This is a genomic window from Roseburia inulinivorans DSM 16841 (assembly GCF_000174195.1).
Classification (GTDB): domain Bacteria; phylum Bacillota; class Clostridia; order Lachnospirales; family Lachnospiraceae; genus Roseburia; species Roseburia inulinivorans.
Window position 1 is genome coordinate 76,164 of the sequence record NZ_ACFY01000170.1, and the last position, 26,404, is coordinate 102,567.

Genomic DNA, 26,404 nt, shown 5'->3' on the forward strand with positions numbered 1-26,404 from the left:
AAAATGGGTAAAATATATTGTATCATGGGAAAAAGTTCCACGGGAAAAGATACCCTGTTTAAAAAGATATTGGGAGATGAAAGTCTCGCGTTAAAGACCATTGTTCCATACACGACAAGACCGGCGCGTGCCGGGGAAAAAAATGGAGTAGAATATTTTTTCTGTGATGAGGAAAAAGTGGAAGAATTGGAGCGTGAAGGGCGTATTATCGAGCTTCGTGCTTACGATACCATCCATGGAATCTGGAAATATCTTACCGTGAATGATGACCAGATCGATCTGGAACACCAGAATTATCTGATCATAGGAACACTGGAATCTTATTTAAAGATCCGTGATTACTTTGGAAAAGAGAAAGTCGTGCCGATTTATATAGAAGTGGAAGACGGCGAGCGTCTAAGCCGGGCATTAAACAGAGAGCGTATGCAGGAAAGCCCGAAGTATGAGGAACTTTGCCGCAGATTTCTGGCAGATGCGAAAGATTTTTCAGAGGAAAAGTTAAACGAAGCCGGAATTACAAGAAGATTTGTCAATCAGGATCTCGATGAGACAGAGGAAGAAATCCGTAGAGTAATTTTAGAAAACAGGTAGGAAAGAAGGTGAGCATTGGTGGATATTAAAGTAAATAATATAGCACAGGTGACACAGGTACCTGATACAGTGACAACGGAAACCGGAGATGGAACATTCAAATTCACTCTGGCGAGTGCCATCACCGATGCAGATCTTCAGGCAAAAGTCGATCTTTTGATGAATGATATCACGGCACAGGGAAACCGTATTGCACAGCATATGGATATCCGCGATATGAAAAAATACCGTGGACTGATCAAAGACTTTTTAAATGAGGTGGTGTATCGTTCACACAAGTTTTCCAGAGAGAACTTCTTAGACCGCAAAGGACGGCACAGAGTGTATGGACTGATCCGGCTGATCGATTCAAATCTGGATGAACTGGCAAGGGAGCTTGTGAAGGATGAGAAGGATCACATTGCGATCCTGAGCAGGATAGGTGAGATCCGTGGATTGTTGTTGGATATATTGACTTAAAGGAGCGGCATATGGCAGGATTTAAAGATATTATCGGACATGAGCAGATTATAGAGCATTTACAGAATGCGATCGGGATGGATAAAGTATCCCATGCGTACATCATCAATGGACCGGACAAATCCGGAAAAATGATGCTGGCGGAAGCATTTGCAATGGCTTTGCAGTGTGAAAAGCATGGAAAAGAGGCATGTATGGAGTGCCATTCCTGCAGACAGGCACTAGGACATAATCAACCGGATATTATTTATGTAAACCACGACAAGCCAAATACCATTTCTGTGGATGATATCCGTACACAGGTAAATAATGATATTGATGTGAAACCATACAGCAGCAGTCACAAGATATATATCATTGATGAGGCGGAGAAGATGAACCAGCAGGCACAGAATGCACTGCTGAAAACCATCGAGGAGCCGCCGGCATATGCGGTCATCATGCTTTTGACAACGAATGCGGACACATTTCTGCCAACGATCTTATCCAGATGCGTGACGTTGAATATTAAAGTTGTGCCGGATGAGAAAATCAAAAAGTTCCTGATGGAAAAGTATCAGATCCCTGACTATCAGGCGGATGTGTGTGTGGCATTTGCACAGGGAAATGTGGGAAAAGCAATCCAGCTTGCGTCCTCTGATGATTTTAATGAGATGAAGGCAAGCGCATTGCAGCTGATCAAGCGTCTCGATGATATTGATCTCTATGAGATGACCGCTGCGGTAAAGCAGATCGCAGATTACAAATTAGAAATTAACGATTACTTTGATCTGATGATGATCTGGTATCGTGATGTATTATATTTTAAAGCAACAGGTGACGTAAATGGCCTTATTTTCAAGGATGAGGTCTACGACATAAAACGACAGGCAGAAAAAAGCTCTTACAATGGAATCAACAGTATTTTGGAAGCTTTGCGCAAAGCCCAGATACGTCTGGACGCAAACGTAAACTTTGATCTGGTGATTGAGTTATTACTGCTGACAATTAAGGAGAACTAGAATGGTAAAAGTAGTAGGAATCCGTTTCCGGAATGCAGGTAAAATATATTATTTCGGACCTGGAAAGTTACAGTTAAAAGCAGGCATGCATGCAATTGTAGAGACTGCAAGAGGCGTAGAGATGGGAACTGTCATGACCGATCCGAGGGAAGTGTCCGAGGAGAGCGTCGTCCAGCCATTAAAACCGGTCATCCGCATTGCGACTGAGCAGGATGAAAAGCAGGCAGAGAAGAACCGCCAGAAGGAAAAAGAGGCGTTTAAGATCTGTCTGGAAAAGATTGCAAAACATAAGCTGGATATGAAGTTAGTGGAAGCAGAATACACATTTGATAATAATAAGCTGCTGTTCTATTTTACCGCAGACGGAAGAATTGATTTCCGTGAGCTGGTAAAAGATCTTGCAGCCGTATTCCGCACAAGGATCGAACTGCGTCAGATCGGTGTCCGCGATGAGACAAAGATTATGGGTGGATATGGAATCTGTGGACGTGAACTGTGCTGTCACACATTCCTTTCCGAGTTTGCACCGGTATCAATCAAAATGGCGAAGGAGCAGAATCTTTCCCTGAATCCAACCAAGATTTCCGGCGTGTGCGGCAGACTGATGTGCTGTCTGAAAAATGAGGAAGAGACATACGAGTATCTCAACAGCCGTCTGCCAAACGTTGGTGATTATGTCACAACGGATGATGGTTTGAAGGGCGAAGTTTCTTCTGTAAATGTACTTCGCCAGCTTGTAAAAGTTTTAGTGGAAGTCAATGATGAGAAGGAACTGCGGGAATATCAGGCAGATCAGTTGAAATTCAAACCAAAACGACGCAGAGATGTGAAGCTTACTGCCGAGGAAATGAAAGAGCTGGCTGCATTAGAAGACCGTGGAGGAAAGTCAAAGATTGATGATACAAAATAATCTGATTTATGAAGGAGAGCGTTTGGACGAGCTGCAACGCAATGGATATGGAATCATCCAGAATCCGGCGCGTTTCTGTTTTGGCATGGATGCTGTGCTATTATCCGGTTTTGCGAAAGCAAAGGCAGGGGAAAAAGTACTGGATCTTGGAACCGGTACCGGAATTATTCCGATTTTAATGGAAGCAAAGACGGACGCAGCAGATTTTACAGCGTTAGAGATTCAGGAAGAAAGCGCAGATATGGCAAGACGCAGTGTCGCGTACAATCATCTCGAGGATAAGATCAAAGTAGTCACAGGAGATATCAGGGATGCTTCAAATATTTTTGGAGCATCTTCTTTTCATGTCATCACAACAAACCCGCCGTACATGATCGGCACTCATGGGGAAAACTCGCCATCCACAGCAAAAGCGATTGCAAGGCATGAGGTTTTGTGCACGCTGAACGATATTTTGCGGGAGAGCGCGAAAATGCTTATGCCGGGAGGCAGATTTTATATGGTACATCGCCCATTCCGTCTGGCAGAGATCATGAGTAAAATGGTGGAATATAAGATAGAGCCGAAGCGTATGCGCCTGGTATATCCTTATATTGATAAGGAACCGAATATGGTGTTGATCGAGGGATTGCGCGGGGGAAAATCCCGTGTGACAGTGGAAAAGCCGCTCATTGTATACAAGGAGCAGGGTGTGTATACGGATGAGATTTATGACATTTATGGATATTGATTGGTAATACGAAACTCAATACGGCGTGTGAAGATTGTGATAAAATAACAAAATTTTCGAAGACACGCTTTCGCTACGTGTCGCTCGCAGCGGTACTAACATGCCAGCCATAGCAAGTTGCTATGTCTGCCATGCAAGAACCGGCGGCTCCCCAGTGTCTTCTCAAGCTTTTGTTATTTTAGCACAATTAAATCTACGGCATGAGAGTTTCGTAATTATCAGTTTATAAGTCTGGTAAACAAGGAGGCTAAATCCTCTGCTCCTGCAAGAGCAGTCGCATTTTGCTTCGCAAAACAAGGAGGATTATATGTTTAATAAGATAACACTTGGACCGATCACGATTTATATGTATGGATTGATGATTGCGATTGGATTTGCTTCGGCACTTTTCCTATGTAATTACAGGGGAAAGAAGAGAGGCTTAAGTGAGGATACGATTTTCGGTATTTTTTTATGTGCGCTGATTGGTGGAATGGTTGGCTGCCGCCTGCTCTATTATATTGTAGAGCTTCCGGCAATTATGGAAGATCCATCTATTTTATGGGATTTCAAAAACGGATACGTCGTTTATGGTGGAATTATCGGTGGAATTGTGACAAGTTATGTCTATTGCCGTATCAAAAAAGAAAATTTTATTTCTTATTTTGATCTTGTGATGCCAGCAGTTTCCATGGCACAGGGATTCGGCCGTATCGGCTGTTTCTGTGCCGGATGCTGCTATGGTAGAGAGACACATGCGTGGTATGGCATTACCTTTACACATTCTAATTTTGCACCAAACGGTGTAAGCCTGATTCCGACGCAGCTGATCTCTTCCGCAGGTGATTTTCTAATCTGTGGCGTATTATTGTGGTATGCATCTAAGAATCCAAAGCCGGGCAGAGTGGCAGCAGGCTATCTGGTGCTCTATGGCGTGGGAAGATTTTTGATCGAATTTTTACGAAATGATTATCGTGGAAGTATAGGAATTTTTTCCACATCACAGATTATCTCTTTTGGAATCGTGGCGCTCGGAATCGTGCTGTACTTTGTGATTCCGAAAATATCAGAGAAGAAATAAACGCATGTACAGGATGAAAAGCATAGCATAATTGGAAAGGAGCCGGCATGGCAGGAAAGTTATATTTATGTGCGACACCGATTGGAAATCTTGAGGATATCACGTACAGGGTACTTCGCACGTTAAAAGAGGTTGATCTGATCGCAGCGGAGGATACGAGAAATTCCATCAAACTGCTGAATCATTTTGAGATAAAAACACCTATGACAAGCTACCATGAATTTAATAAAATTGATAAGGCATACCAATTGGTGGACAAGTTGCGTGAGGGAAAGAATATTGCACTTATCACCGACGCCGGAACACCGGGAATTTCTGATCCGGGGGAAGATCTGGTACGTATCTGCTACGAGGAAGGCATTGAGGTAACTTCTCTGCCGGGGGCAGCCGCATGTATCACCGCGCTTACAATGTCCGGGCTTCCGACCAGAAGATTTGCGTTTGAAGCATTTTTGCCGAGAGATAAGAAAGAGCGGGCGCTTGTTTTAGACGGGCTTGCAAATGAGACAAGAACCATCATTATCTATGAGGCACCGCACCATCTTGTGAAAACGTTAGAGGAACTGGAGAGCGTTCTTGGAAGTGACAGAAAGCTTACAATCTGCAGGGAGCTTACAAAGCGATATGAGGAAAAAATGCAGACAACGTTAGGTGACAGTTTCAGCTATTATGAGCAAAACGAACCACGCGGCGAGTATGTCCTTGTTTTGCAGGGAAAGAGTTTTGAGGAGATTGCCGAGGAAGAGAAGAAAAACTGGGAATCCATGACATTAGAGGAACATATGCAGGTATATGAGAGCCAGGGCATTGCACGGAAAGAGGCAATGAAACTTGTGGCAAAAGACCGTGGGATCAGTAAGAGGGATGTGTATCAGGCGTTGCTTTCGTAGGAGGTGAAAATGAAAAAGATACCAATGATATTGCTTGCTATGTTCACGCTATCCGGTTGTGACAGGCAGGAAATGATCTACAGTTTCAACCATGTAGAGGAAGCTTCCGTGGATAACGAAGTCGAAAATACAGAAAGCGTGGATAACATTCAGGCAGAGACAGAACAGGCTGTGGATATTACAACCAAGGAGCCGGAAATCTCAGATGTGTATTCAGGTCCGACCGTGACACTTACCATGGTCGGGGATGTTCTGCTTCACACTCCGGTGGAAGAAAGCTGTCAGGCAGAGGATGGCTCTTATGATTTTTCCATCCTTTTTGCCAATGTGAAAGACGAGGTGCAGGCGGCGGACATTGCGATTGTCAATCAGGAAGTTATCATTGGCGGAGAGGAGCTTGGGGTATCTGGCTATCCAAGTTTTAATGCACCTTACGAGGTGGCGGATGCATTGGCAGATACCGGATTTGATGTCATTTTGCATGGAACAAATCATGCCATGGATCAGGGGAAAAAAGGAATTACTAATTGCCTTTCAAACTGGGAGAAAAAATATCCTGACATAAAAATTCTTGGAATTAATAAAAGTCAGGATGCGCAGGATACCATTACCGTTTTAGAGCAAAATGGCATAAAAATTGCGGTATTAAATTATACATACGGTCTGAACGGTATTGCACTGCCTTCGGATATGCCGTATGCAGTAAATCTTCTGGACGAAGAAAAAGTAAAAGCAGATATTGCATCAGCGAAAGAACAGTCCGATTTTGTTATTGTGTGTCCGCATTGGGGAACAGAATATAGTCTGCAGCCGGACAGCATGCAGAAAAAGTGGACAAAAATTTTTGCAGAAAGCGGTGCTGATCTGGTGCTCGGAACGCATCCGCATGTGATCGAACCAATTGAATGGGTAGAGGATGAGACAACCGGACATCAAATGCTCGTCTATTATTCTCTTGGAAATTTCGTCAACTGGACATCCAGCAGCGGTGATGGAATTGCAAACCGTATGGTGGGAGGCATGGCAGAGATCACAGTTGGATTTGATGAGGCTGGCAAGGGATTTATTGTAGATTATGGCGTGAATGCACTTGTGACACAGGTGGAACAGGGGCATGGCGGAGTTACCACTTACTTTCTGAGAGACTATACAGATGAAATGGCAGGAAAAAATGCGATCATAGAACAGGACGCAAATTTTTCCAGAGAATATTGTACAAAATTGTGTACGGATATCTGGGGCGATTTGTGGGAGTGATTTTGGAAGGAAACAAATTTATAAAAATTTATTTATCCACAGATATGAGGAAAAAAGTAATTGATTTCCACATATCTGTGGATTTTTTTTCTTGACAAATTGGTCTAATGACTGTAGACTAAAAACAACAAGTCTACAAGCATTAGACCAAGGAGGTAACAATGGAGGAATTAAGATTAGGGGTAATAGAATCGCAGTTTGCGGAAATCATATGGAGCAATGAACCGCTTCCGTCCGGTGAGCTGGTGAAATTATGTGAGCAGAAGCTTGGTTGGAAAAAGTCGACCACTTACACGGTTTTAAAGAGGTTGTGCGAGCGGGGAATCTTTCAGAACGAAAAAGGAATGGTTTCCGCCCGGATGACGAAAGAGGAATACGACGCTGCCCAGAGTGAAAAATTTGTGGAGGAAAACTTTGGAGGTTCCCTTCCGGCGTTTCTTGCCGCGTTCACAACGAGAAAAAAATTAAATAAATCAGAGGTGGACGAGATAAAGAAAATGATCGATGCTATTGGAAAGGAGGGCTGAAAATGTCAGGACTCTTTTTGAAATTGTTGAACATGAGTATATCTGCCAGTGTGCTGATCGTGGTTGTGGTGCTGGCACGCTGTCTGCTGAGGAAATCGCCGAAGTGGATTCACTGTATCTTGTGGGCGCTGGTTGGAATCCGGCTGCTGTGCCCGTTTCAATTAGAGACGACATTTAGCCTCGCACCAAACGCACAGGTTGTAAGCATTGAAGCAGGTGCGGTAACATCGCAGGTTCTGGCAGAAATGCCGGCTTTAGACAACACGGCAAACCGGTATCTTGCAAAATATTATTTTGAGGGTATCACAGTTCCGGAGCAGGAGACGGCGCAAAACCCGATGAACCTGATTGCATCTATCTGGCTATGCGGTGTAGCGGTTTTGCTCGTATATGCAGCAGTCAGTTATGTACATATTCGCAGGAAAGTGAGAGAATCCGTCCGCATAGAAGGAAATATCTATATTTGTGACAGAATCCAGACACCATTTATTTTTGGAGTGTTAAATCCTCGGATCTATCTGCCATCATCGTTAAAAGAAGTTCAGATAAAAAATGTTGTGGCGCATGAAAAAGCGCATATCAGACGGCTGGATTATCTGTGGAAACCACTTGGTTATGTGCTGTTTGCAGTATATTGGTTCAATCCGTTCTGCTGGCTGGCGTACATTTTGTTTTGCCGGGACATTGAGATGGCATGCGATGAGCGTGTGATAAAGGACTGGAGCGCAGAGCAGAAAAAAGAGTATTCACTTGTCCTGCTTTCGTTCCATGTGCCGGGAAAAATGATCACCGTCTGCCCGTTAGCATTTGGAGAAGTGGGTGTGAAACAGAGAGTAAAAGGAATCCTGAATTTTAAAAAGCCGACCTTCTGGCTGATTGCAGCAGCATTGCTTTTCTGTGTGATAATAGGAGCACTTTTTCTTACCAATCCGAAAAAGAACGATAATGTGGAAGAAAATATTGCAACCGAATTATCAGAAAGCAGTCTGACTGACCAAACGTTAAACACAGAGAAGGATTCTTTGGCTGATCAGGAATCAGAACTAAATGCCTTATTAAAAAAGCAGTCCGATGCGATTCGGGCACAACAACAAAGTTTCTTGCAAACCTGGGCGGATGCATTTTGTGACAGGGACGGAGCGGCGATTGACAGTTTGTGCATGGATGGAGCAAGAAAAAAATGATGAAGGAGCAGCTGCTTGTGATCGACGAAGGAGATACCATCTTTGGATGGTCAAGCCCGTGGCCAATGTGGGATACGTCGGATGAAAATTCGAAGGGGTATACGATCACGACCTCCTATGATGGAAAAAACACAGCAGAGATTTTGTACTATGCATGGACATCTGATCCACATGTTACGGTGTGGAAAGAAGATATTACGTTTGAGGAGAGAGATGGAAGTTATAAAGTGACGGATGAGAATATCCGTTTTCTGGATTATATTGTATCAGGAACGGAATTTGATGAGGCATATCCGCAAATTAATGGCACGCCAATGGATTACACGGTCAATGGCATGTATGATGCATTGGTTATGAACAGTCTGCTTTCCAGTTCTATGTTATATCAGAATCTAAAGGATCCGGTATTGGCTGCAAAGTATTTGTTGAATCTGCTGGATAACGAAAACAAAGTACAAGTGGAGGCGTTGCAGGACGGCTCGAAAGAAGGTATCAATATAAAAATCACTTTTATCGAGGACGGCGCAGAGCGGTTTGTAAAAATGATCTAGCCTGACAGCGAGGATGGAATCTGGATTCCGCAGGATTATGAATAAATAACTGGAGTTTAACTTATGAACTGCCGCTTGTGGGTGGTGTTACGGATTTCCGCAGGTTATGTCAATTGCATGCCAACAAAGTGTATAGAACTATAAAAAATAGAACTGTTTGTTTTCAGGAGCGCTTCCGCTTGTTGTCGCTGGCAGCGGTACTAAGAAAGCATCCATCGTGATTTCAAAATCCAATTACATTGTCTTTTGAAATCGCAATGTCTGCTTTCTAAGGACCGGCCGCTCCCAAAATCCTGAAAACAAATCAGTTCTGTTTTTTATTTATCCAAGACTGTGCAGCATGCAATGATTTAAGTCTGTGAAATCCGTCAGGCATTCCGCCCATAGCCAGAGTTCCATAACGTAAATTGCAGATTTTGTGGTGCGATTCATAACGTTGATTGGGCATGTATAAGTGTCCTCTCACAAGGCAATCGTAAAGTAAATAAAAGAAAAACGGTACAGACAAATATGATTTCCTTTGTGAGCCATGGAGATAAGACTCTTCAGAGGCTTATCGGAATGCCCGGCGAACAGGAACATCATATTTCGTCTGTACCGTTTTTCTTTTCATAAACTTATAAAATCACGACTTGCGAGAGGGCGCCTATATCTGCCCCTCACAGCCTATAAAAGCACCACAAAATCTGCGACACTACACTAGTTAAACTCCGGTTACTCAATATATTCATAGTATGCTGGCAGATATTTATCCACAATATCAAATGGAGCCGGTCCAATGGACAGTACCGCCTGATGGAAGGATTTGTCATTGTAATTCTTGATATTTTTCAGGGAAGTCTCCTTCTTCAATTCCTCGAATTTTAAAAATCCAATATAATATTTTAAATAATGTGTCGGTTCTTCCACGATCAGCTCAAAAATACTTTCAATCGCATCATCATTTGTGATTCCGTAATTATTCCAGAACTTTTTCGTGTCCTCCAAAGTCCAGCCTTCATAGTGGATACCGATATCGGTGGAGGCATAGAGGCTTAAGGTGGCATCCTGATTCAGCTCTAAAATGGTGGCAACATCGTCATCCAGACCTGCATAATGATAAGACTGGAATTCCACATAAGTCGCCCAGCCCTCGACGAAACCGGAATAATTTAAAATCGAGCGCACCGGCTCAATCCCGGATTCATAAGTCATGACCGTCTGGTAAAGATGTCCCGGAAATCCTTCGTGTGCAAGCGTTGTAAAATAGGAAATATTGGTAGTATCCGTTGTTTCATTAATATAAATAGAGTTATGTGAGTAATCGTCGATCGGTGCGATCACGTAAAATGCCGGAGCAAGATAATCTGCCACGCAGTCGTCGATGTAATTGACGGTATAACTTGTTTCCGGCGGAGCAGGGAAATCATCCAGCATAACCTCTTTTAAATGATTTAATGTGGTTGCAGAATCCGTTGGTGTCAGAGTTGCTTCGGAGGCAAGCTCCCAAAGCTCCGGGTTCTCAGTAGTAAGGTCGGAGGATTCCTGCAATACTTTTACCCGTTCATTGGAAATCATATTTTCCAGGGTTTTGACACTTTCGGAAGTGCCGGTGTTGTAGGCAAGCAGATATTCATAATATTGTTTTCCCTCCGGGAAATAGCAAAGTCCGTTTTCATTGGTTCCGGAACCTAAAAGGTCTGTCAGCGCAGCAGCGAGATTTTCGTAGGCTGGAAAAATATGTTCGTGGAGTATTTTTTCGTTCTGCAGTCTGTAATGGTCTTTTTCAGACTGGGTCAGACCTGTGAGCTTATCAATTCTTGTATTAAAAGTTTCAATCAGGTAGTGATTGTCGGAATCCGCAATAAAAGCATTACACTGATCGATAATGTTCTGGCATGCAAAATCGGACATAAAAAGTCCTGCATCTGCCTTTTCCTTTTCAAAAGAAATGATCTGGTCAAAATATTCATCTGTTAAAGCGAGGAGTTTCAAGTAATCTTCCACATCTTTTTTGCTGTTGAAGGAGTATTCTTCGTACAGGATTGGAAGCTGTGCCTGAACACCGGTCGATGGGCGCAGCAGTTCATCATACAAATACATGTCAGCCATATCCAGCTGCAGTTGGAAATAGTTTTCCAATATATCATAAGTGAGCTGCTGGTTTAAGGTAAGTTCTGTGTAGGAAAAAGAGTTTAAACCCGACAGGTAATTTTCCAGTCTTGCGTTGCTGTCTGCCATGGCATCGATCGAGAGATCGCCTAAAGTGACAGGGTAATCGGTGATGCCATATTTTTCGGGATCCGAGATGGTAAAATGCAGATTGATCGTATTTTCCGTCACTTCCGTCTCAAAAATATCGTTTATGAACTGATCAAAGGCTTCAACGGTCTGGGGATTTTCTTCGGATATTTCCTGGCTGTATTCAATTGATTCAAAGTGCGCACAACCGGCAAAGAGTGAAACGGCGAGCACCACACACACGGCGGACGATGCGACTTTTTTCTTTGTAAAAATTTTAGAATATCTGTTTTGGTTCAACCTTGCATTACCTCACTTCATATGCTAGAATAAAAGCCTAATTCTATTATATCTAATTAACACATCATATGTAAAGGATTCTCTGAATATGTAGAGAGAGGATGTTCCCAATTAGAAAACAAAAATATAATAAAAAACGATTTCCCATTGGTATTATTTTAATCATTTTTCTTCTAAACCTGTATTTTGGCTCAAAAATGAATATTTATGCCGCTTTAATACCATTTAAAGGGGAAGGAATTGCGTTTGATTCCGAAGGAAATCTGTGGATGGTCACACACGATAAAGCGGCAGTGACCGGAATCCGTTACACGACACTCGGCTGGACGATCAAGAGATATAACAGTCCGATCGCCGGAAACCAGAGCGTCCGGGTAAAATTAGAGACATATTGTCCGGATAAAGTCGATCCAAATAACCCAGAGTATTTATATGGATATTTTGTGATCCATAAGGAACGGATTTTCCAGAGCATCAACAGCGCGTATCCAGAGTGGGCACAGGAATTATATACGAATGGCGGCACGGTTTATCTGGACGGTATTATGACGGTCACACAAAATGGAGTAAAGCAGGGTTCCATGAGCGAAGGAGGTGCATTGTCCGGCGAGGTGTACACAACATATAGCGGAATTGCAGGAGCAAGAAACTGGAGGGATAAAGAGGGATTAAAAAGCCATTTCGACAAAAGTGTTTATTTCCCGGCAAATCCGGGGATGATCGAAGCACCGGTGGAGGGCGATGAAAACGTGGAGGTTGTCACAGTGACTTCTGGGATCAATATGGACAATCTGTCTTCCGTCAACCGCCTGTGGATTTCATCGGATGAGTTTAATGTGAGCCGTGCCATTCCGTCATCGGAGTGCGTGTCTATCGGTGGAAGCCTGCAAAAATATTATTATCAGGCAACTTATGAACATCATTACGGAACGAGGGCGGTTCCGGTCACAGCAAGTGTGACTTACACACTGACCTGGAATGATGGAAGAACGCATCGGGAACAGGTGACCGTCACGAAAAGTGTGGAAGTTCCAAGAGAGTATTCCTACTGGAAAATCCGCATGATCAATTTGTGCTATCTGAAAAATGCAGAGGTGCGGAACGGAGCATTGCCGGATGGAAACGTGCGGCTGGAAAATCTGTACTACCCGAATGTCACAGTGCAAAAGAATACAGATTCCATGACACTCCCGGAGACAGTCGTTGCGGTGGATGGCGGTGTGGTCGCTGGCGGAACGACCAGACCTGCAATTCCAGATAGTGATATTTTGCCGCTCATAGATAATAAAACAGGTAAAATTATAGTAAAAAATGACGTGTTTTCTGTAGATGGAGAAATATGGATGAATGGAGCTGCCTGCGAGGAGAAAACACCGGAGCCGGTCACATTATCCGATGAGCGAAAGCAGTCAGTGCAGAAAAATGACATTCAGATTCCCGGTGCAACGGCGAATCAGATATACGAATCCGTTGGTACAGCAGAATATGCATCTTATTTTTCAGGTGGAATTGTAAATAATGCGATGGTACCTGACATCAATCCGGTCGCAGTCCATACTCCGGTGGTCTGTGTGGGAATGTCGACAGATGACATCGGGTTCAATCAGCAGATCATTCCGACCAAATATAAAAGTCTGATCTTAGGGCGCACATTTACCGTGTCTGTTGGAACAGCCGGAACGCATCTTGATGAAAAGGGCTATGGAACCAGAGAGTATCGAAAATATGTGAAGGCAAGACAGGTGAAATTTCCGTTTCCGGTCGTTTCGGATGGCAGGCAGATTGCAGCAGACAGCTGGATCACCATTCTGTCTGAGTCCGCTGAATTTTTACTCCCTGTGTCAGTGCCTGAAGGCGATTATAATATTTCTTACCGCTCAATAGCAATTAATGCGGAAAATAATGTGGCAGAACAGAAATATGCAAACACAGATAAAAACAACTACATAGCAACCGGAAGCGTCAGAGTGACAGTGATCGGACGGCTGTATGATTTTTGTGTGACAAATGTGATCGATTATCCAAGGTGGGAGCGCGTGTTCTGGAAAGAAGGGAAGACGGCTCGGACAGACATGGTTTATTTCAGTGGGACGAATAATCTGAACGGAATCAGACAGAGGAAGCCAGACAGTCTGTATCTGGTGCCGCTTATCAAGGGGAGCCATCCGTATGACAGCAGCATTCATGCACCGGGTTTAGGGTATCGCATGGAATTTTCTGTGAGAACGATCGGAAGTATGTGGCATGCAGAGGATTCTGTTGAACTTGTTCCAACCTATTATTATATGGAACGGGACGGCAGCAGGCTGCGGCAGGTAAAACTATACCGGAAAGACGATTTACAGGAGTTTTATCTTCCGGTGAGCCTGAAGGCAGAAGACCGGACAATCACGGCAGAAGGAATGCAGACGTGGCGTGGAAGTTATCAGATCCCTGCAGATGTATACATTGCCAATGCGGAAGTGGATCTTGCTGATTATGTTGCACAAAAGAAAGGCAGGATCAGACAAAAAGATCCTGTATTTCTGCGGGATGGATATCTGATCGTGTATTTTTCCATTCAGACGGTCAAAGAAGGAAAACCGCATCTCGACTATGAAAACAGGCAAAATGTCAACAATGGATACTGTGATATGTGGAAAACAGAAGGATACCAGACAGTGCGTGTGGATTCGGAAGGACACGTCTTTTCATTTCAGGAGGGCATGGTGTTTGTGTTCGACCAGAAGAAAAATATGCACACGGATTACACAAGTGTCGGCACACATTAAAGATATTTTTTCAATGTCCCTGTCATAGGATTGTTATAAACAATAAGCAGGAAGTTGTGCATATATGAATTATTTATGGGCATTTATGATTTTATCCGGAGTCATATTTTCTGCGTTCCATGGGACGATTCCGGCGGTTACCGGGGCTGTGCTTGATTCTGCAAAAGAGGCAGTGACACTCTGCATCACGATGACCGGAGTGATGTCCTTCTGGATGGGACTGATGCGGATCGCAGAGAGAGGAGGAGTGATCGCCGGATTGTCAAGAAAGTTAAAACCTGTTTTAAGATTTCTTTTTCCGCAGATTCCACCGGGGCACGTTGCAAATGAGCAGATCGCAGCCAATATGATCGCAAATATTTTCGGACTTGGCTGGGCGGCTACGCCAGCCGGACTGGAGGCAATGGAAAGCCTTGAAGAATTAGAGGAGAGCAGGCGAAAGGAGATGGAAGTGCAGAACGGTGCGGCAAAAAGAAAAAAAGGTCACAGGACAAAACCAGCCCCGGTGCCGCGTGGCACTGCCAACGCAGAGATGTGTACGTTTCTGATCATGAATATCTCATCCCTGCAGTTGATCCCGGTCAATATTATCGCCTTCAGAAGCCAGTATGGGAGCGTGAACCCGGCGGAAATCATAGGTCCTGCAATACTGGCGACTGTTATTAGTACCATTACGGCTGTAATTTTCTGTAAATTTGCACAAAAACTTACAAACTAATTGAAAAAAAGCGTACTACTTGGAGTATAATGAAATTAGTACATAAACGAGGTGTCACATATGAAAAATACCATTTTAATTGTAGACGACAGCAGACTGAACCGGGAAACACTGGCTGACATTTTAAAAGATAAATATAACATTATCGAGGCAGAGGATGGCAGGAGCGGTCTGGAGGTTCTGGAGAAAAGAAAAGATGATATCGTTCTGGTGATTCTGGATATTGTTATGCCGGGTATGGATGGCTTTGCGTTTATGGAAGAAGCCAGAACGAGGGAATCCATCCGCAATATACCAATTGTCGTAGCAACGACAGAGAATGATTATCAAACGGAAAAAAGATGTCTCGAACTGGGCGTGTGGGATTTTATTCCAAAAGTTTTCCAGCCGGAGATCATCCGTTTCCGTGTGCTGAACACAATCAAACGGAGTATGGCACATTCGCTGGAACATGATGGTCTGACTGGATTGTATACGATACAGAAGTTCAGTCAATGTGTAAAAAGAAATCTGGAAAATAATCAGGATACAAAGTTTACATTTATACGTCTTGATATTGAACGTTTCAAAATGATCAACAATTTTTACGGAGTAGAAGCGGGAGACCGCCTTCTGGTCTATATTTCCGGTCTGATCGAAACATACTGGCAGGACGTGGAAAACTGTGTATTCGGAAGGATTGACGGGGATGTTTTTGGCATCTGTTTTCCAAAAGACGAGAAAAAACTCAATGGATTTATTCTATATATAAAACGGGAACTGAAAAAGTATAAGGCGGCTTACTATCTGGAAACAGCAATGGGAATCTACGACATTCTGGATAACAACCTTGATGTCCGGAACATTATTGCCCGTGCAACGCTCGCAGCAAAGCAGTGCAAAGGCCAGTACATGATCCATGAAGCGCGGTACACGGAAGAACTGCGTGCAAAGATCATCAGGGAACAGAATATTATCAATGAGATGGAGCATGCCCTTGAAACCGGGGAATTTGTCGTTTATTTTCAGCCAAAATATGAACTGGATCACTGCAGGCCATCGGGAGCGGAGGCACTGGTGCGCTGGAAGAAGGCGGACGGTACGATCGTTTCACCGGGGGACTTTATCCCTGTATTTGAAAGTAACGGATTTATTATCCGGCTTGATTACTATGTATGGGATCAGGTGTGCCGGTTTATTAAGAATAATCTGGCTCACAGAGGGGATTCCGAAGTGATCTCCGTGAATGTTTCCAGAGTGAATCTGTATAATCCGGATTTTCTGGAGTCGCTGGTCAATCTGGTCGAAAAATACAAAATTCCGCCAAAATACCTGAATCTGGAGCTGACAGAGAGCGCTTTCTCGGATGACGCCCGTATGATACAGAATGCAGTAGATTATCTGCACAAAGCAGGATTTACGATATTAATGGACGATTTTGGAAGCGGATATTCTTCCCTGAACGTTCTCAAAGATATTGATATTGATGTTTTAAAGATTGACATGCGTTTCCTGTCCAAGGGATCATCAGAGGAACGGGGCGAGAAGATCCTTGAGGCTGTGATCAAAATGGCAAAATCGCTGGACATGCTTGTTATTGCTGAGGGTGTCGAGGAAGAAAAACAGGTGAAAATGTTGAAACGTCTCGGTTGTGATTACATTCAGGGATACTATTTTGCAAAGCCGATGTCGAAAAAAGACTATGTGAAGCTTCTGCAAAAGAGCCGATAGAAAAGGGTTTACATAAAATAAAGAATGTGCGTTCCTGCATATTCTTTATTTTTTTGCATAGAATTTAGAGAGAAGAGAGCTGATATAGGAATAGGATATGAAACTGCTCCTTTTTTTATCGGAAATAACCATTCCACTTCTGATTTTTTGTATTGTCGGATATGGACTTTTAAACAGACAGCCGGTGTATGAGGAATTTGTGGAAGGGGCAAAGGATGGCTTCTGGACGGTGATCAAAATCATGCCGACACTGATCGGACTGATGGTGGCAGTTGGCGTACTGCGCGCATCGGGGCTTTTGGACTGCATTGCGCAGGGGCTGGGTCAGATAACTGCAGAAATAGGATTTCCGGCTGAACTTTTTCCGGTTACTATCGTAAAAATGTTTTCTTCCTCGGCGGCGACCGGGCTGCTGCTCGATATATACAAAGAGTACGGTGCAGATTCCACGCTTGGAAAAATGGCATCTGTTATGATGAGCAGCACAGAAACCATTTTTTATACAATGTCAGTTTATTTCATGTCGGTAAAAGTAAAGAAAACCCGTTATACGCTTGCGGGTGCATTGCTGGCAACAGTGGCAGGTACGATCGCAAGTGTGGTGATCGTTTCCTATATGTAACAATGTCTGTGGAACTTAAGAAAGCCGCTTATGCTGGAAATGTCAGCGGCAAATTTGACAATTATGCGGAATGAGACTATAATTCATTTGTGCATGGAACGGAAATATACCGTTCATTCAGAAAAATATCGCGGGATGGAGCAGTCTGGAAGCTCGTCGGGCTCATAACCCGAAGGTCATAGGTTCAAATCCTATTCCCGCAACTCTTGAAAGGCTGTCACGTGTGTGGCGGTCTTTTTTGTGCGATCTACATAGAAAACTTTGTTAAAAAATAAAATAATGAATGGCAGAAACAAAGCCATGTGCTATACTAAAGATATTCATTCATACAGAAAGTTTAGCAGAAACCAAAGCAAAGAGGGGATCAGCATGAGCAGTATTGAGACATTTTTACAAATGGTAAAAGAATCCGATAATATCGTATTTTTTGGTGGAGCCGGTGTGTCCACCGAGAGCGGCATCCCGGATTTCCGGAGCGTGGATGGACTTTACAATCAGAAGTATGATTATCCACCGGAAACAATCCTGAGTCATTCTTTTTATGTAAACCATACGGAAGAGTTCTATCGTTTTTACCGGGATAAAATGCTCTGTCTCACCGCAAAACCGAACACGACGCATTACAAATTGGCAGAACTGGAAAAAGCAGGAAAATTAAAAGCGGTCGTAACCCAGAATATAGACGGACTGCATCAGGCGGCCGGAAGCAAAAATGTTTTGGAACTACACGGCAGCGTTCACAGAAACTATTGCAGAAAATGTGGAAAGGAATTTGATGCGGAGTACATCTTAAATTCCAAAGGCGTGCCGGTATGTGACAGTTGTGGCGGACAGATCAAACCGGATGTTGTTTTGTATGAGGAAGGATTGAACCAGCAGACATTAGAGGATGCAGTCTACTATATCAGTCATGCGGACATGCTCATTATCGGCGGTACGTCACTGGCGGTTTACCCGGCAGCAGGACTGATCGATTATTACCGTGGAAATAAGCTGGTGCTCATCAATAAATCGACGACGTCGATGGACAGCCGTGCCGATCTGCTGATCCAGGCAGGACTGGGAGAGGTTTTCGGACAGGTCAGGGTATAGGCAAGCATGAAATATTGGGAAACTTCCGCGGTTCTGGCTGGAAGTTCCGGCCGCATGCACAGCAGATGAAATGATCAGGAAAAATCGGGATAAACAATACAGACAGAGGGTAGGAACAGATATGGAAAAATTAGAATATGAGGTAGGCGATATCGTCAGATTAAAAAAACAGCATCCGTGCGGCAGCAGTGAATGGGAGATTTTGCGTGTGGGAGCGGACTTCCGGTTAAAATGCACCGGCTGTGGACATCAGATTATGATCGCACGAAAGCTTGTAGAAAAAAATACAAAAGAAATTCGAAAAAAAGCTTGAAATCATGCGAAATCCGTGCTATAGTAGATGCTCGTGATATATTATTATTCCTTGCTCATTCACTGAAAGAATGGGCCAGAGACCAAAAGGAGGAAAATTCGCATGAATAAATATGAGTTAGCACTCGTTGTCAGTGCAAAGATCGAAGATGATGCGAGAACAGCTACAGTAGAGAAGGCAAAAGATTATATCGTACGTGCCGGCGGTACTGTAACAGAAGTTGAAGACTGGGGTAAGAAAAAATTAGCTTACGACATTCAGAAGATGAGCGAAGGTTATTACTACTTCATCCAGTTCGAAGCTGAAGCAACAGTTCCAGCTGCTGTTGAGCAGGATGTTCGTATTATGGACAATGTTCTTCGTTTCTTATGCGTTAGAAAAGACGAGGCATAGAGAGAATCAGCAGGTGTAATAACCGCTGGTCATAGAAGAGAGGAAATCGTATATGAATAAAGTTATTCTTATGGGACGATTGACCAGAGACCCTGAAGTACGTTACTCACAGGGTGAACAGGCAACAGCAATCGCAAGATATACACTGGCAGTTGACCGCAGATTCAAGCGTGATGGAGATCAGACCGCAGACTTTATCGGATGTGTGGCATTCGGTAAACTTGGTGAATTTGCAGAGAAGTATCTTCGCAAAGGAACAAAGGTTGTTGTAACCGGACGTATCCAGACAGGAAGTTATACGAACAAAGACGGTCAGAAAGTATATACAACAGATGTTGTTGTTGAAGAATGTGAATTTGCAGAGAGCAAGAATGCAGCCGGTGACAATTCCGGGTTCACACCTTCAGACAGACCATCACCAAGCAGTGCAGCAGGCGATGGCTTCATGAATATTCCAGATGGAATTGATGAAGAGTTACCATTTAACTAAACCTAACAGGAGGTAATAATCATGGCTTTCAATAAAGCAGCAGATAGAGAAGGCGCTCCAATGAAGAGACGTCCAATGCATAGAAGAAAAAAAGTTTGTGTTTTCTGTGGAAAAGATAACGTTATCGATTACAAAGATACAAACAAATTAAAGAGATACATCTCTGAGAGAGGAAAAAATCCTTCCTCGTAGAATCACAGGTAACTGTGCAAAACACCAGAGAGCTCTTACAGTAGCAATCAAGAGAGCACGTCACGTAGCTCTTATGCCATACGTTTGCGAATAAGCTTAGGAAAATCAAGACTTCCCGGGTTCGGGAAAAGTGATTTGACACAAGTTTGACACAACATTTGACACGAAAAAAATAGGAAAGACCAATTATCCTCGGGTAGTTGGTCTTTTTGTGTGTCGGTACAGGATCATTTTGGATAAAAAGGAAAGAAAGATGAAGAACAGACTATACGATGCCACAAAAATCGACTGGGACAATCTCATGTTTTCCACAAAGGAATTATGGATGCTGCTCATCCCGATCATGGTCGAACAGATGTTAAATTCCCTGATGGGAATGGCAGACACCATGATGGTGAGCAATGTGGGAAGTGTCGCAATGTCAGCGGTTTCACTTGTGGATTCTATCAATACGCTTGTGGTCCAGGTGTTTGCAGCACTTGCCACCGGGGCGGCGATCATATGCTCCCACTATCTGGGAAAAGGGGATGAGAGAGGCGCTAACAAAGCGGCAAGGCAGATTTTCCTCACCGTGATCGTGATTTCTTTAACGATCACGGCAGGCGGACTGATCTTCTGCCGGCCGCTGTTACGCCTGATTTTTGGAGCTGTGGAGCCTGCGGTTATGGAGGATTCCATTATATATTTCCTGATCACGGCATCTTCCTATCCGTTTATTGCCCTGTTTAATGCAGGAGGAGCCTTTTACCGTGCAGGAGGAAACTCCAAATTCCCAATGCAGATATCAATCATTTCCAATGTGCTGAACATCATCGGAAATGCGGTGCTTATTTTTGGGTGTGATATGGGAGTGGCAGGAGCAGCGATATCAACGCTTGTTTCAAGAGTATTCTGCGCCATTGTCGTTTTGTTTTTCCTGAGAAAACCAAAACAGAAAATCGTGCTGGACCAATATCACACGATCCGGCCGGATTTTCCGCTGATCGGAAAGATCCTTGCGATCGGTATTCCTGCCGGAGTGGAAAATGGCATGTTTCAGTTTGGAAAACTTGCAATCCAGTCCACGGTTTCCACCCTGGGAACACAGGCAATCGCGGCGCAGGCGATGACGGTAATTTTTGAAAATGTCAATGGAATTGCAGCAATCGCTGTGGGAATTGGACTTATGACCGTGGCAGGTCAGGCGTTTGGCGCAGGAAGAAAAGAGGAAGCCAAATATTATATTATAAAATTAACAGGATATGCAGAGATCGTGCTGATTATTTCGTGTGCGGTCACATTCCTTATCAGCCGTCTGATCATGCATCTTGCCGGCATGGAGGCTGAGAGCATGGAACTCTGCTATCAGATGCTGATCGCGATCACGATCGCAAAACCGATCCTCTGGGCACTGTCTTTCATTCCTCCATACGGACTCAGAGCAGCGGGAGATGTAAAGTTTTCTATGATCACAGCTACGTGCACGATGTGGTTCTGCAGGGTGGCACTGGCGGTTTATCTGATCCGTTTTCAGGGATTTGGACCGATCGCAGTGTGGATCGGTATGTTTGCAGACTGGGGAATCCGAAGCATTATCTTCTCCATTCGTTTCCTGTCAGGCAAATGGATGGAAAAACACGTGATTTAAATAATACAAAAGTCTTTAGAAAAATTAATGTTTTTTTAAAGACTTTTTTTGTTATAATGTGATAGGCTTTTTTCATAAGTTTAAGGAAAACGGAAGAGACTGACAAAAGGATTACACAATATGAAAAAGAAATTGAGAAAATATATCATACTTCCATTGCTGGCAGTTTTATGGTTATGTGGATGCGGTAAAAAAGAGGAGACAGATAAAGCAGAAACAGTTCCTGATACGGCAGCGGAAACGGAAAGTCAGACAGAAGAGACGGAAGAGAAAGAACAGGAACGTACACAGTACCCTGTTTCTGAGGCAGATACAGAGACGATTTATGCCGACAGGGAGAAGAACCAGGAACTTGCGGATTTCCTGATTGCTTATTATCAGATACCGGAGGAATTTTGTGCGGAGACGCGCTATTATTATGATATGGTCGATCTGAATGAAGATGGAACCGAGGAAATCCTTGCTGTGGTGGTTGGTGAATATACGGAATGTGACGGCGGTGATCCGGCAGTGATCCTTGAGCAGAGTGAACAGGGATATCAGGTGCTGGAGAGTTTTGCGTATGTCCGTACTCCAGTGTATGTGAGCGATACGATGACTGACGGATGGCATGATCTTATTTTTCCGGCATACGGCGGGGAAGAGGGAACTGGATTTCGGGTTTTCCATTATCAGGATGGCATAGGTTATCAGAATGAGAACATGGAATTTATGGAAGACATGGACGAAAATTTTTGCGGAAAAAAGATGATCGCAGACAATTTTATTGATGATATGGATAAGGGAAATTATCTGCCCTTACGTGAAACACCTTTATCGGGAAATTAAATCAGAAAAATAAGCTTTATATTATACCCTTTCAATGATATAATGGAATACAAATCGTTACTATTTTGCAGGATTTTTAAAGGGTGTGAATATGAAGAAAACGAATATAAAATTAAAAGGAAAGCTTCGCAGATATTTGAACTGGCCTTTGTATCTCACCATTGTATTGATTTTGATGGATGTTGCAATGTATGCACAGGACATACAGATGGGAGCAGAGTTTTCAGGATTTATCGTTTTATACGTTATCATTGTACTGATATCAAACAGGCGGAACAGACCACTTCTGATCAATGAGCTGGTGAATTTTGCCACACAGTACGGAACTGTACAGAAACAGCTTTTGAATGATTTTGAGATTCCGTATGCATTGCTGGATTATAATTCGAGATTTCTGTGGATGAATGAAAAATTTACAGAGATCACAGGCAAGGACAAAAATTACCATAAGTCAGTGACCACAGTATTTCCGAGTCTGACAAAGGATATCCTTCAGAAATCCGAAGCGGTAGGATCCATAAATGTAATGCTGGATGACCGCAATTACCGTATTTCCATGAAGCGCATTTATTTTGATTCCGTGACAAGGGACAGTGCTATCGTGGCGATCAACGACACGGATGAGTATCTGACTGCCATATATCTGTTTGACGAGACAGAACTGAATCGTTATATCAGAGAGAACGAGGAGCAGAAGCTTGTTGCGGGACTGATCTATATTGACAATTACGAGGAAGCGTTAGACAGTATCGAGGATGTGAAGCGTTCCCTTTTGATCGCACTTGTAGACCGCAAGGTCAATAAGTATTTTACTGAGATCGATGCCCTTGTGCGTAAGATTGAGAAAGACAAATATTTTGTTGTATTCAAATACAAGTATTTAGAGCAGCTCTCAGCAGATAAGTTCAAGCTGATCGAGGATGTAAAGAGCATCAAAGTCGGAAATGAGATGGCGATCACCTTAAGTATCGGAGTCGGTGCCGGAGGTGTCAGCTATACACAGAATTACGAGTACGCCCGCATGGGAATTGACCTTGCATTAGGACGTGGCGGCGATCAGGTCGTTGTAAAAGAAGGCGAGGAAGTCACTTATTATGGAGGCAAGGCAAAACAGGTAGAGCGTAACACCAGAGTAAAAGCCAGAGTAAAGGCCCATGCACTCCGCGAGATCATCGAGAGCCGTGAACATGTGGTCATTATGGGACATACGATCAGTGACGTGGACTCTCTTGGTGCTGCGATCGGTGTGTACTGCGCAGCCCGTGTGCTTGGCAAGAAGGCACAGATCGTTTTAAATGAAGTCACGACATCCCTCCGACCGCTGGTAGAATGTTTTACGGAAGAAAAAGGTTACCCGGCAGATTTATTCATTAAGAATGAAGAGGCGCTTCTGATCACAAATAAGAATACACTGGTCATGGTTGTGGACACAAACCGTCCGAGCTACACAGAATGCCCGGAGCTGTTAAACCGTACCGACACGATCTGTGTATTCGATCACCACAGACAGAACAGTGAAGTCATTGAGAATCCGGTACTTTCCTATATCGAGCCATATGCGTCGAGCGCATGCGAGATGATCGCGGAAGTATTGCAGTACTTTTCGGAAAATATTAAGCTGGAACCGAGTGAGGCAGACTGTATTTACGCAGGCATCCTCATTGATACCAATAATTTTATGACAAAAACAGGCGTGCGCACTTTTGAGGCAGCGGCATATCTCAGAAGAGCCGGAGCGGAAGTCACGCGTGTCAGAAAAATGCTGCGAAATGATATGGCTGCTTATAAAGCGAGAGCTGAGGCGGTCCGTCATGCAGAGGTCTACCGGGGAGCATTTGCAATCTCTGTCTGCCCGGCGGACAATATTGAGAGCCCTACAATTGTAGGAGCACAGGCGGCAAATGAATTATTAAATATTGTGGGAATTAAGGCATCCTTCGTTTTGACGGAGTATCAGGGAAAAATCTATATCAGTTCAAGATCCATTGATGAGATCAATGTCCAGCTCATTATGGAACGTGTGGGTGGCGGTGGTCACTTAAACGTTGCGGGAGCGCAGTTGACGAACTGTACGATCCAGGAGGCAAAGCGAATGATCCAGGACACCATTGACGAGATGATAAAAGAAGGAGATATTCAGGAATGAAAGTAATATTATTACAGGATGTAAAAGCATTAGGAAAAAAGGGAGACGTTGTCAATGTCAGTGACGGTTACGCACGCAACGCTATTTTTCCGAAAAAATTAGGCGTGGAAGCAAATGCCAAAAATTTAAATGATCTGAAATTACAGAATCAGCATGCAGATAAAGTTGCACAGGAGAATTACGAGGCAGCGCTTGCAATGGCGGAAAATTTAAAAGATAAGAAAGTAACTGTTAAGATGAAAGCCGGTGAAGGCGGAAGAACCTTTGGTTCTGTTTCCACAAAAGAGATCTCAGCAGCGGCAAAAGAGCAGCTTGGATTAGAACTCGACAAGAAGAAAATGCAGCTTGCAGAGCCAATCAGAAGCTTTGGCGTTGTGGAAGTTCCGGTAAAACTCCACACCAAAGTAACCGGAAAACTTGCCGTTCATGTAGTAGAATTATAGGGAGGATCTCATGGAGGAGACTCTGATCAAGAGAAGCATGCCAAACAGTCTGGATGCAGAACAGTCTGTCATTGGCTCCATGATCATGGACAAAGATGCGATATTGACGGCGATGGAGATGCTGACGAGTGATGATTTTTATCATAAACAGTATGGAATTTTATTTGATGCCATGATAGAACTCTACAGCAAAGGGCTTCCAGTCGACCTCATTACCTTACAGAATAAATTAAAAGAAAAAGAGGTGCCGGAGGAAATCTCAAGTCTTTCCTATGTGAAAGAACTTTTGGATGCGGTTCCGACTTCTGCAAATATTAAGTATTATGCAAAAATTGTAAAAGACAATTCCATGCGGCGCAGACTCATCCGATTGAATGAAGAGATTGAGAATGAGTGTTATGCCGGTAAGGAAAGTATTGATACGGTCATGGATATGACGGAGAAGAAAGTATTTGATCTGCTCTCCACAAGAGGTGGCGGTGGGGACTATGTCCCAATCCGTCAGGTTGTTATGAATGCGCTGGAGAAAATTGAAAATGCAGCAAAGACTTCCGGAACGGTAACAGGTATTCCAACCGGATTTATCGATCTTGACTATCGGACTGCCGGTTTACAGCCTTCCGACCTGATCCTGATCGCGGCGCGTCCGTCTATGGGAAAAACAGCGTTTGTATTGAATATTGCGCAGTATGTGGCATTCCATGAAGATATGTGTACCGCAATTTTTTCTTTGGAGATGTCGAAAGAACAGCTGGTAAACCGTCTGTTCTCTCTGGAATCAAGAGTGGATGCACAGGCTCTGCGTACCGGTAACCTCTCGGACAGCGACTGGGAAAAACTGATCGAGGGAGCAGGAACGATCGGTAATTCCAAGCTGATCATCGATGATACGCCGGGTATCTCCATTGCAGAGATGAGAAGCAAGTGCCGTAAATATAAATTAGAGCATGATTTAAAACTTATCATTATCGACTACTTACAGTTAATGTCCGGTTCCGGCAAGGGGAGCGATTCCCGTCAGCAGGAGATTTCAGATATTTCCCGTTCCTTAAAGGCGCTGGCGCGTGAACTGTCTGTTCCGGTGATCGCATTGTCACAGTTATCACGAGCTGTTGAACAGAGACCGGATCACAGACCGATGCTGTCGGATCTTCGTGAGTCCGGCGCGATCGAGCAGGATGCCGACGTGGTTATGTTTATTTACAGGGACGATTACTACAATCATGATTCGGAGATGAAAGGTATTTCCGAGATCATCATTGCAAAACAGAGAAATGGTCCGATCGGAACCGTCAATCTGGTATGGTTACCTCAGTATACCAAGTTCGCCAATATGGAGAAAAATTAATCAGTACCGTCGGGGTGTTGTGCAGTTTCCG

Annotated in this window: 25 protein-coding genes, 1 tRNA gene and 1 pseudogene; 26 read left to right on the forward strand and 1 reads right to left on the reverse strand. The window is 43.6% G+C overall.

The genetic code is table 11. The annotated features are described in order from the left end of the window. The first annotated feature begins 3 nt into the window (after positions 1-3). The 11 genes from ROSEINA2194_RS18805 (at position 4) to ROSEINA2194_RS18855 (ending at position 9,160) form a co-directional block, all read left to right on the forward strand. Positions 4-591, forward strand: coding sequence for a nucleoside/nucleotide kinase family protein (locus ROSEINA2194_RS18805; protein ID WP_044928992.1), 588 nt, complete (start codon positions 4-6; stop codon positions 589-591). Positions 592-609: 18 nt separating this feature from the next. Then, complete coding sequence (locus tag ROSEINA2194_RS18810) at positions 610-1,050, forward strand: YaaR family protein (RefSeq protein ID WP_007890497.1); 441 nt, start codon at positions 610-612, stop codon at positions 1,048-1,050. An 11-nt stretch (positions 1,051-1,061) separates the two neighbouring features. Further along, entirely contained in the window at positions 1,062-2,051 is a 990-nt protein-coding gene (locus ROSEINA2194_RS18815) for a DNA polymerase III subunit (RefSeq protein ID WP_007890498.1), read from the forward strand. 1 nt (position 2,052) lies between these two features. Next, a complete protein-coding gene (locus ROSEINA2194_RS18820) occupies positions 2,053-2,961 on the forward strand; it encodes a PSP1 domain-containing protein (protein WP_007890499.1) in 909 nt (302 codons plus the stop codon). Next, positions 2,948-3,691, forward strand: a complete 744-nt coding sequence (locus tag ROSEINA2194_RS18825; RefSeq protein ID WP_007890500.1) for a tRNA1(Val) (adenine(37)-N6)-methyltransferase — start codon at positions 2,948-2,950, stop codon at positions 3,689-3,691. Before ROSEINA2194_RS18820 ends, ROSEINA2194_RS18825 begins: the two co-directional genes overlap by 14 nt. Before the next feature lie 307 nt (positions 3,692-3,998). After that, positions 3,999-4,751, forward strand: a complete 753-nt coding sequence (locus tag ROSEINA2194_RS18830; protein WP_007890501.1) for a prolipoprotein diacylglyceryl transferase — start codon at positions 3,999-4,001, stop codon at positions 4,749-4,751. Positions 4,752-4,798: 47 nt separating this feature from the next. Then, positions 4,799-5,641, forward strand: coding sequence for a 16S rRNA (cytidine(1402)-2'-O)-methyltransferase (rsmI, locus tag ROSEINA2194_RS18835; RefSeq protein WP_007890502.1), 843 nt, complete (start codon positions 4,799-4,801; stop codon positions 5,639-5,641). Positions 5,642-5,650: 9 nt separating this feature from the next. Further along, positions 5,651-6,898, forward strand: coding sequence for a CapA family protein (locus ROSEINA2194_RS18840; RefSeq protein ID WP_007890503.1), 1,248 nt, complete (start codon positions 5,651-5,653; stop codon positions 6,896-6,898). Positions 6,899-7,059: 161 nt separating this feature from the next. Further along, a complete protein-coding gene (locus tag ROSEINA2194_RS18845; protein WP_007890504.1) occupies positions 7,060-7,425 on the forward strand; it encodes a BlaI/MecI/CopY family transcriptional regulator in 366 nt (121 codons plus the stop codon). Positions 7,426-7,427: 2 nt separating this feature from the next. Beyond that, positions 7,428-8,609, forward strand: coding sequence for a M56 family metallopeptidase (locus ROSEINA2194_RS18850; RefSeq protein WP_007890505.1), 1,182 nt, complete (start codon positions 7,428-7,430; stop codon positions 8,607-8,609). Then, on the forward strand, positions 8,606-9,160 hold the full coding sequence (locus ROSEINA2194_RS18855) for a hypothetical protein (RefSeq protein WP_007890506.1): 555 nt from the start codon (positions 8,606-8,608) through the stop codon (positions 9,158-9,160). Before ROSEINA2194_RS18850 ends, ROSEINA2194_RS18855 begins: the two co-directional genes overlap by 4 nt. Positions 9,161-9,874: 714 nt before the next feature. On the opposite strand, the gene ROSEINA2194_RS18860 is transcribed toward ROSEINA2194_RS18855, so the two are convergent. Further along, positions 9,875-11,680, reverse strand: coding sequence for a DUF885 domain-containing protein (locus ROSEINA2194_RS18860; RefSeq protein ID WP_227970508.1), 1,806 nt, complete (start codon positions 11,678-11,680; stop codon positions 9,875-9,877). A 269-nt stretch (positions 11,681-11,949) separates the two neighbouring features. On the opposite strand from ROSEINA2194_RS18860, the gene ROSEINA2194_RS18865 reads away from it, so the two are divergent. The 15 genes and pseudogenes from ROSEINA2194_RS18865 to dnaB all read left to right on the forward strand — a co-directional run bounded on the left by ROSEINA2194_RS18865 (position 11,950) and on the right by dnaB (position 26,373). Further along, complete coding sequence (locus ROSEINA2194_RS18865; RefSeq protein ID WP_172727178.1) at positions 11,950-14,451, forward strand: DUF5704 domain-containing protein; 2,502 nt, start codon at positions 11,950-11,952, stop codon at positions 14,449-14,451. Between the two features lie 64 nt (positions 14,452-14,515). Beyond that, positions 14,516-15,169, forward strand: coding sequence for a hypothetical protein (locus ROSEINA2194_RS18870; RefSeq protein WP_007890510.1), 654 nt, complete (start codon positions 14,516-14,518; stop codon positions 15,167-15,169). Between the two features lie 60 nt (positions 15,170-15,229). Then, complete coding sequence (locus tag ROSEINA2194_RS18875; RefSeq protein ID WP_007890511.1) at positions 15,230-16,879, forward strand: two-component system response regulator; 1,650 nt, start codon at positions 15,230-15,232, stop codon at positions 16,877-16,879. A gap of 97 nt (positions 16,880-16,976) precedes the next feature. Continuing rightward, entirely contained in the window at positions 16,977-17,501 is a 525-nt protein-coding gene (locus ROSEINA2194_RS18880) for a spore maturation protein (RefSeq protein ID WP_007890512.1), read from the forward strand. 129 nt (positions 17,502-17,630) lie between these two features. Next, a tRNA-Met gene (locus ROSEINA2194_RS18885) sits at positions 17,631-17,704 on the forward strand. A gap of 166 nt (positions 17,705-17,870) precedes the next feature. Then, positions 17,871-18,593 carry an NAD-dependent protein deacylase gene (locus ROSEINA2194_RS18890; protein ID WP_044928923.1) on the forward strand — a complete coding sequence of 241 codons (723 nt, stop codon included), beginning with the start codon at positions 17,871-17,873 and terminating at the stop codon, positions 18,591-18,593. Between the two features lie 121 nt (positions 18,594-18,714). After that, positions 18,715-18,906: a DUF951 domain-containing protein gene (locus tag ROSEINA2194_RS18895; RefSeq protein WP_021923643.1), complete on the forward strand. Its 192-nt coding sequence runs from the start codon at positions 18,715-18,717 to the stop codon at positions 18,904-18,906. A gap of 102 nt (positions 18,907-19,008) precedes the next feature. Then, on the forward strand, positions 19,009-19,299 hold the full coding sequence (gene rpsF / locus ROSEINA2194_RS18900; RefSeq protein ID WP_007890515.1) for a 30S ribosomal protein S6: 291 nt from the start codon (positions 19,009-19,011) through the stop codon (positions 19,297-19,299). A gap of 52 nt (positions 19,300-19,351) precedes the next feature. Further along, positions 19,352-19,789 carry a single-stranded DNA-binding protein gene (locus ROSEINA2194_RS18905; RefSeq protein WP_007890516.1) on the forward strand — a complete coding sequence of 146 codons (438 nt, stop codon included), beginning with the start codon at positions 19,352-19,354 and terminating at the stop codon, positions 19,787-19,789. A gap of 21 nt (positions 19,790-19,810) precedes the next feature. After that, positions 19,811-20,075: pseudogene (gene rpsR, locus ROSEINA2194_RS18910) on the forward strand (30S ribosomal protein S18). Positions 20,076-20,234: 159 nt separating this feature from the next. Beyond that, positions 20,235-21,608: an MATE family efflux transporter gene (locus tag ROSEINA2194_RS18915; protein ID WP_044928925.1), complete on the forward strand. Its 1,374-nt coding sequence runs from the start codon at positions 20,235-20,237 to the stop codon at positions 21,606-21,608. 120 nt (positions 21,609-21,728) lie between these two features. Continuing rightward, the gene (locus ROSEINA2194_RS18920; protein WP_007890519.1) at positions 21,729-22,436 is read left to right on the forward strand and encodes a hypothetical protein; all 708 of its coding nucleotides are present in this window, start codon (positions 21,729-21,731) and stop codon (positions 22,434-22,436) included. Positions 22,437-22,527: 91 nt separating this feature from the next. Further along, positions 22,528-24,582, forward strand: coding sequence for a DHH family phosphoesterase (locus ROSEINA2194_RS18925; RefSeq protein ID WP_007890520.1), 2,055 nt, complete (start codon positions 22,528-22,530; stop codon positions 24,580-24,582). Next, complete coding sequence (rplI, locus tag ROSEINA2194_RS18930; protein ID WP_007890521.1) at positions 24,579-25,025, forward strand: 50S ribosomal protein L9; 447 nt, start codon at positions 24,579-24,581, stop codon at positions 25,023-25,025. Before ROSEINA2194_RS18925 ends, rplI begins: the two co-directional genes overlap by 4 nt. Before the next feature lie 10 nt (positions 25,026-25,035). After that, positions 25,036-26,373 carry a replicative DNA helicase gene (dnaB, locus tag ROSEINA2194_RS18935; protein ID WP_007890522.1) on the forward strand — a complete coding sequence of 446 codons (1,338 nt, stop codon included), beginning with the start codon at positions 25,036-25,038 and terminating at the stop codon, positions 26,371-26,373. Positions 26,374-26,404 lie beyond the last annotated feature (31 nt).

Coding starts and splice junctions, on each gene's coding strand:
- ROSEINA2194_RS18805 (WP_044928992.1), top strand. CDS start 4: ATGGGTAAAATATATTGTATCATGGGAAAAAGTTCCACGGGAAAAGAT.
- ROSEINA2194_RS18815 (WP_007890498.1), top strand. CDS start 1,062: ATGGCAGGATTTAAAGATATTATCGGACATGAGCAGATTATAGAGCAT.
- ROSEINA2194_RS18820 (WP_007890499.1), top strand. CDS start 2,053: ATGGTAAAAGTAGTAGGAATCCGTTTCCGGAATGCAGGTAAAATATAT.
- ROSEINA2194_RS18825 (WP_007890500.1), top strand. CDS start 2,948: ATGATACAAAATAATCTGATTTATGAAGGAGAGCGTTTGGACGAGCTG.
- ROSEINA2194_RS18830 (WP_007890501.1), top strand. CDS start 3,999: ATGTTTAATAAGATAACACTTGGACCGATCACGATTTATATGTATGGA.
- rsmI (WP_007890502.1), top strand. CDS start 4,799: ATGGCAGGAAAGTTATATTTATGTGCGACACCGATTGGAAATCTTGAG.
- ROSEINA2194_RS18840 (WP_007890503.1), top strand. CDS start 5,651: ATGAAAAAGATACCAATGATATTGCTTGCTATGTTCACGCTATCCGGT.
- ROSEINA2194_RS18845 (WP_007890504.1), top strand. CDS start 7,060: ATGGAGGAATTAAGATTAGGGGTAATAGAATCGCAGTTTGCGGAAATC.
- ROSEINA2194_RS18850 (WP_007890505.1), top strand. CDS start 7,428: ATGTCAGGACTCTTTTTGAAATTGTTGAACATGAGTATATCTGCCAGT.
- ROSEINA2194_RS18855 (WP_007890506.1), top strand. CDS start 8,606: ATGATGAAGGAGCAGCTGCTTGTGATCGACGAAGGAGATACCATCTTT.
- ROSEINA2194_RS18865 (WP_172727178.1), top strand. CDS start 11,950: ATGGTCACACACGATAAAGCGGCAGTGACCGGAATCCGTTACACGACA.
- ROSEINA2194_RS18870 (WP_007890510.1), top strand. CDS start 14,516: ATGAATTATTTATGGGCATTTATGATTTTATCCGGAGTCATATTTTCT.
- ROSEINA2194_RS18875 (WP_007890511.1), top strand. CDS start 15,230: ATGAAAAATACCATTTTAATTGTAGACGACAGCAGACTGAACCGGGAA.
- ROSEINA2194_RS18880 (WP_007890512.1), top strand. CDS start 16,977: ATGAAACTGCTCCTTTTTTTATCGGAAATAACCATTCCACTTCTGATT.
- ROSEINA2194_RS18890 (WP_044928923.1), top strand. CDS start 17,871: ATGAGCAGTATTGAGACATTTTTACAAATGGTAAAAGAATCCGATAAT.
- ROSEINA2194_RS18895 (WP_021923643.1), top strand. CDS start 18,715: ATGGAAAAATTAGAATATGAGGTAGGCGATATCGTCAGATTAAAAAAA.
- rpsF (WP_007890515.1), top strand. CDS start 19,009: ATGAATAAATATGAGTTAGCACTCGTTGTCAGTGCAAAGATCGAAGAT.
- ROSEINA2194_RS18905 (WP_007890516.1), top strand. CDS start 19,352: ATGAATAAAGTTATTCTTATGGGACGATTGACCAGAGACCCTGAAGTA.
- ROSEINA2194_RS18915 (WP_044928925.1), top strand. CDS start 20,235: ATGAAGAACAGACTATACGATGCCACAAAAATCGACTGGGACAATCTC.
- ROSEINA2194_RS18920 (WP_007890519.1), top strand. CDS start 21,729: ATGAAAAAGAAATTGAGAAAATATATCATACTTCCATTGCTGGCAGTT.
- ROSEINA2194_RS18925 (WP_007890520.1), top strand. CDS start 22,528: ATGAAGAAAACGAATATAAAATTAAAAGGAAAGCTTCGCAGATATTTG.
- rplI (WP_007890521.1), top strand. CDS start 24,579: ATGAAAGTAATATTATTACAGGATGTAAAAGCATTAGGAAAAAAGGGA.
- dnaB (WP_007890522.1), top strand. CDS start 25,036: ATGGAGGAGACTCTGATCAAGAGAAGCATGCCAAACAGTCTGGATGCA.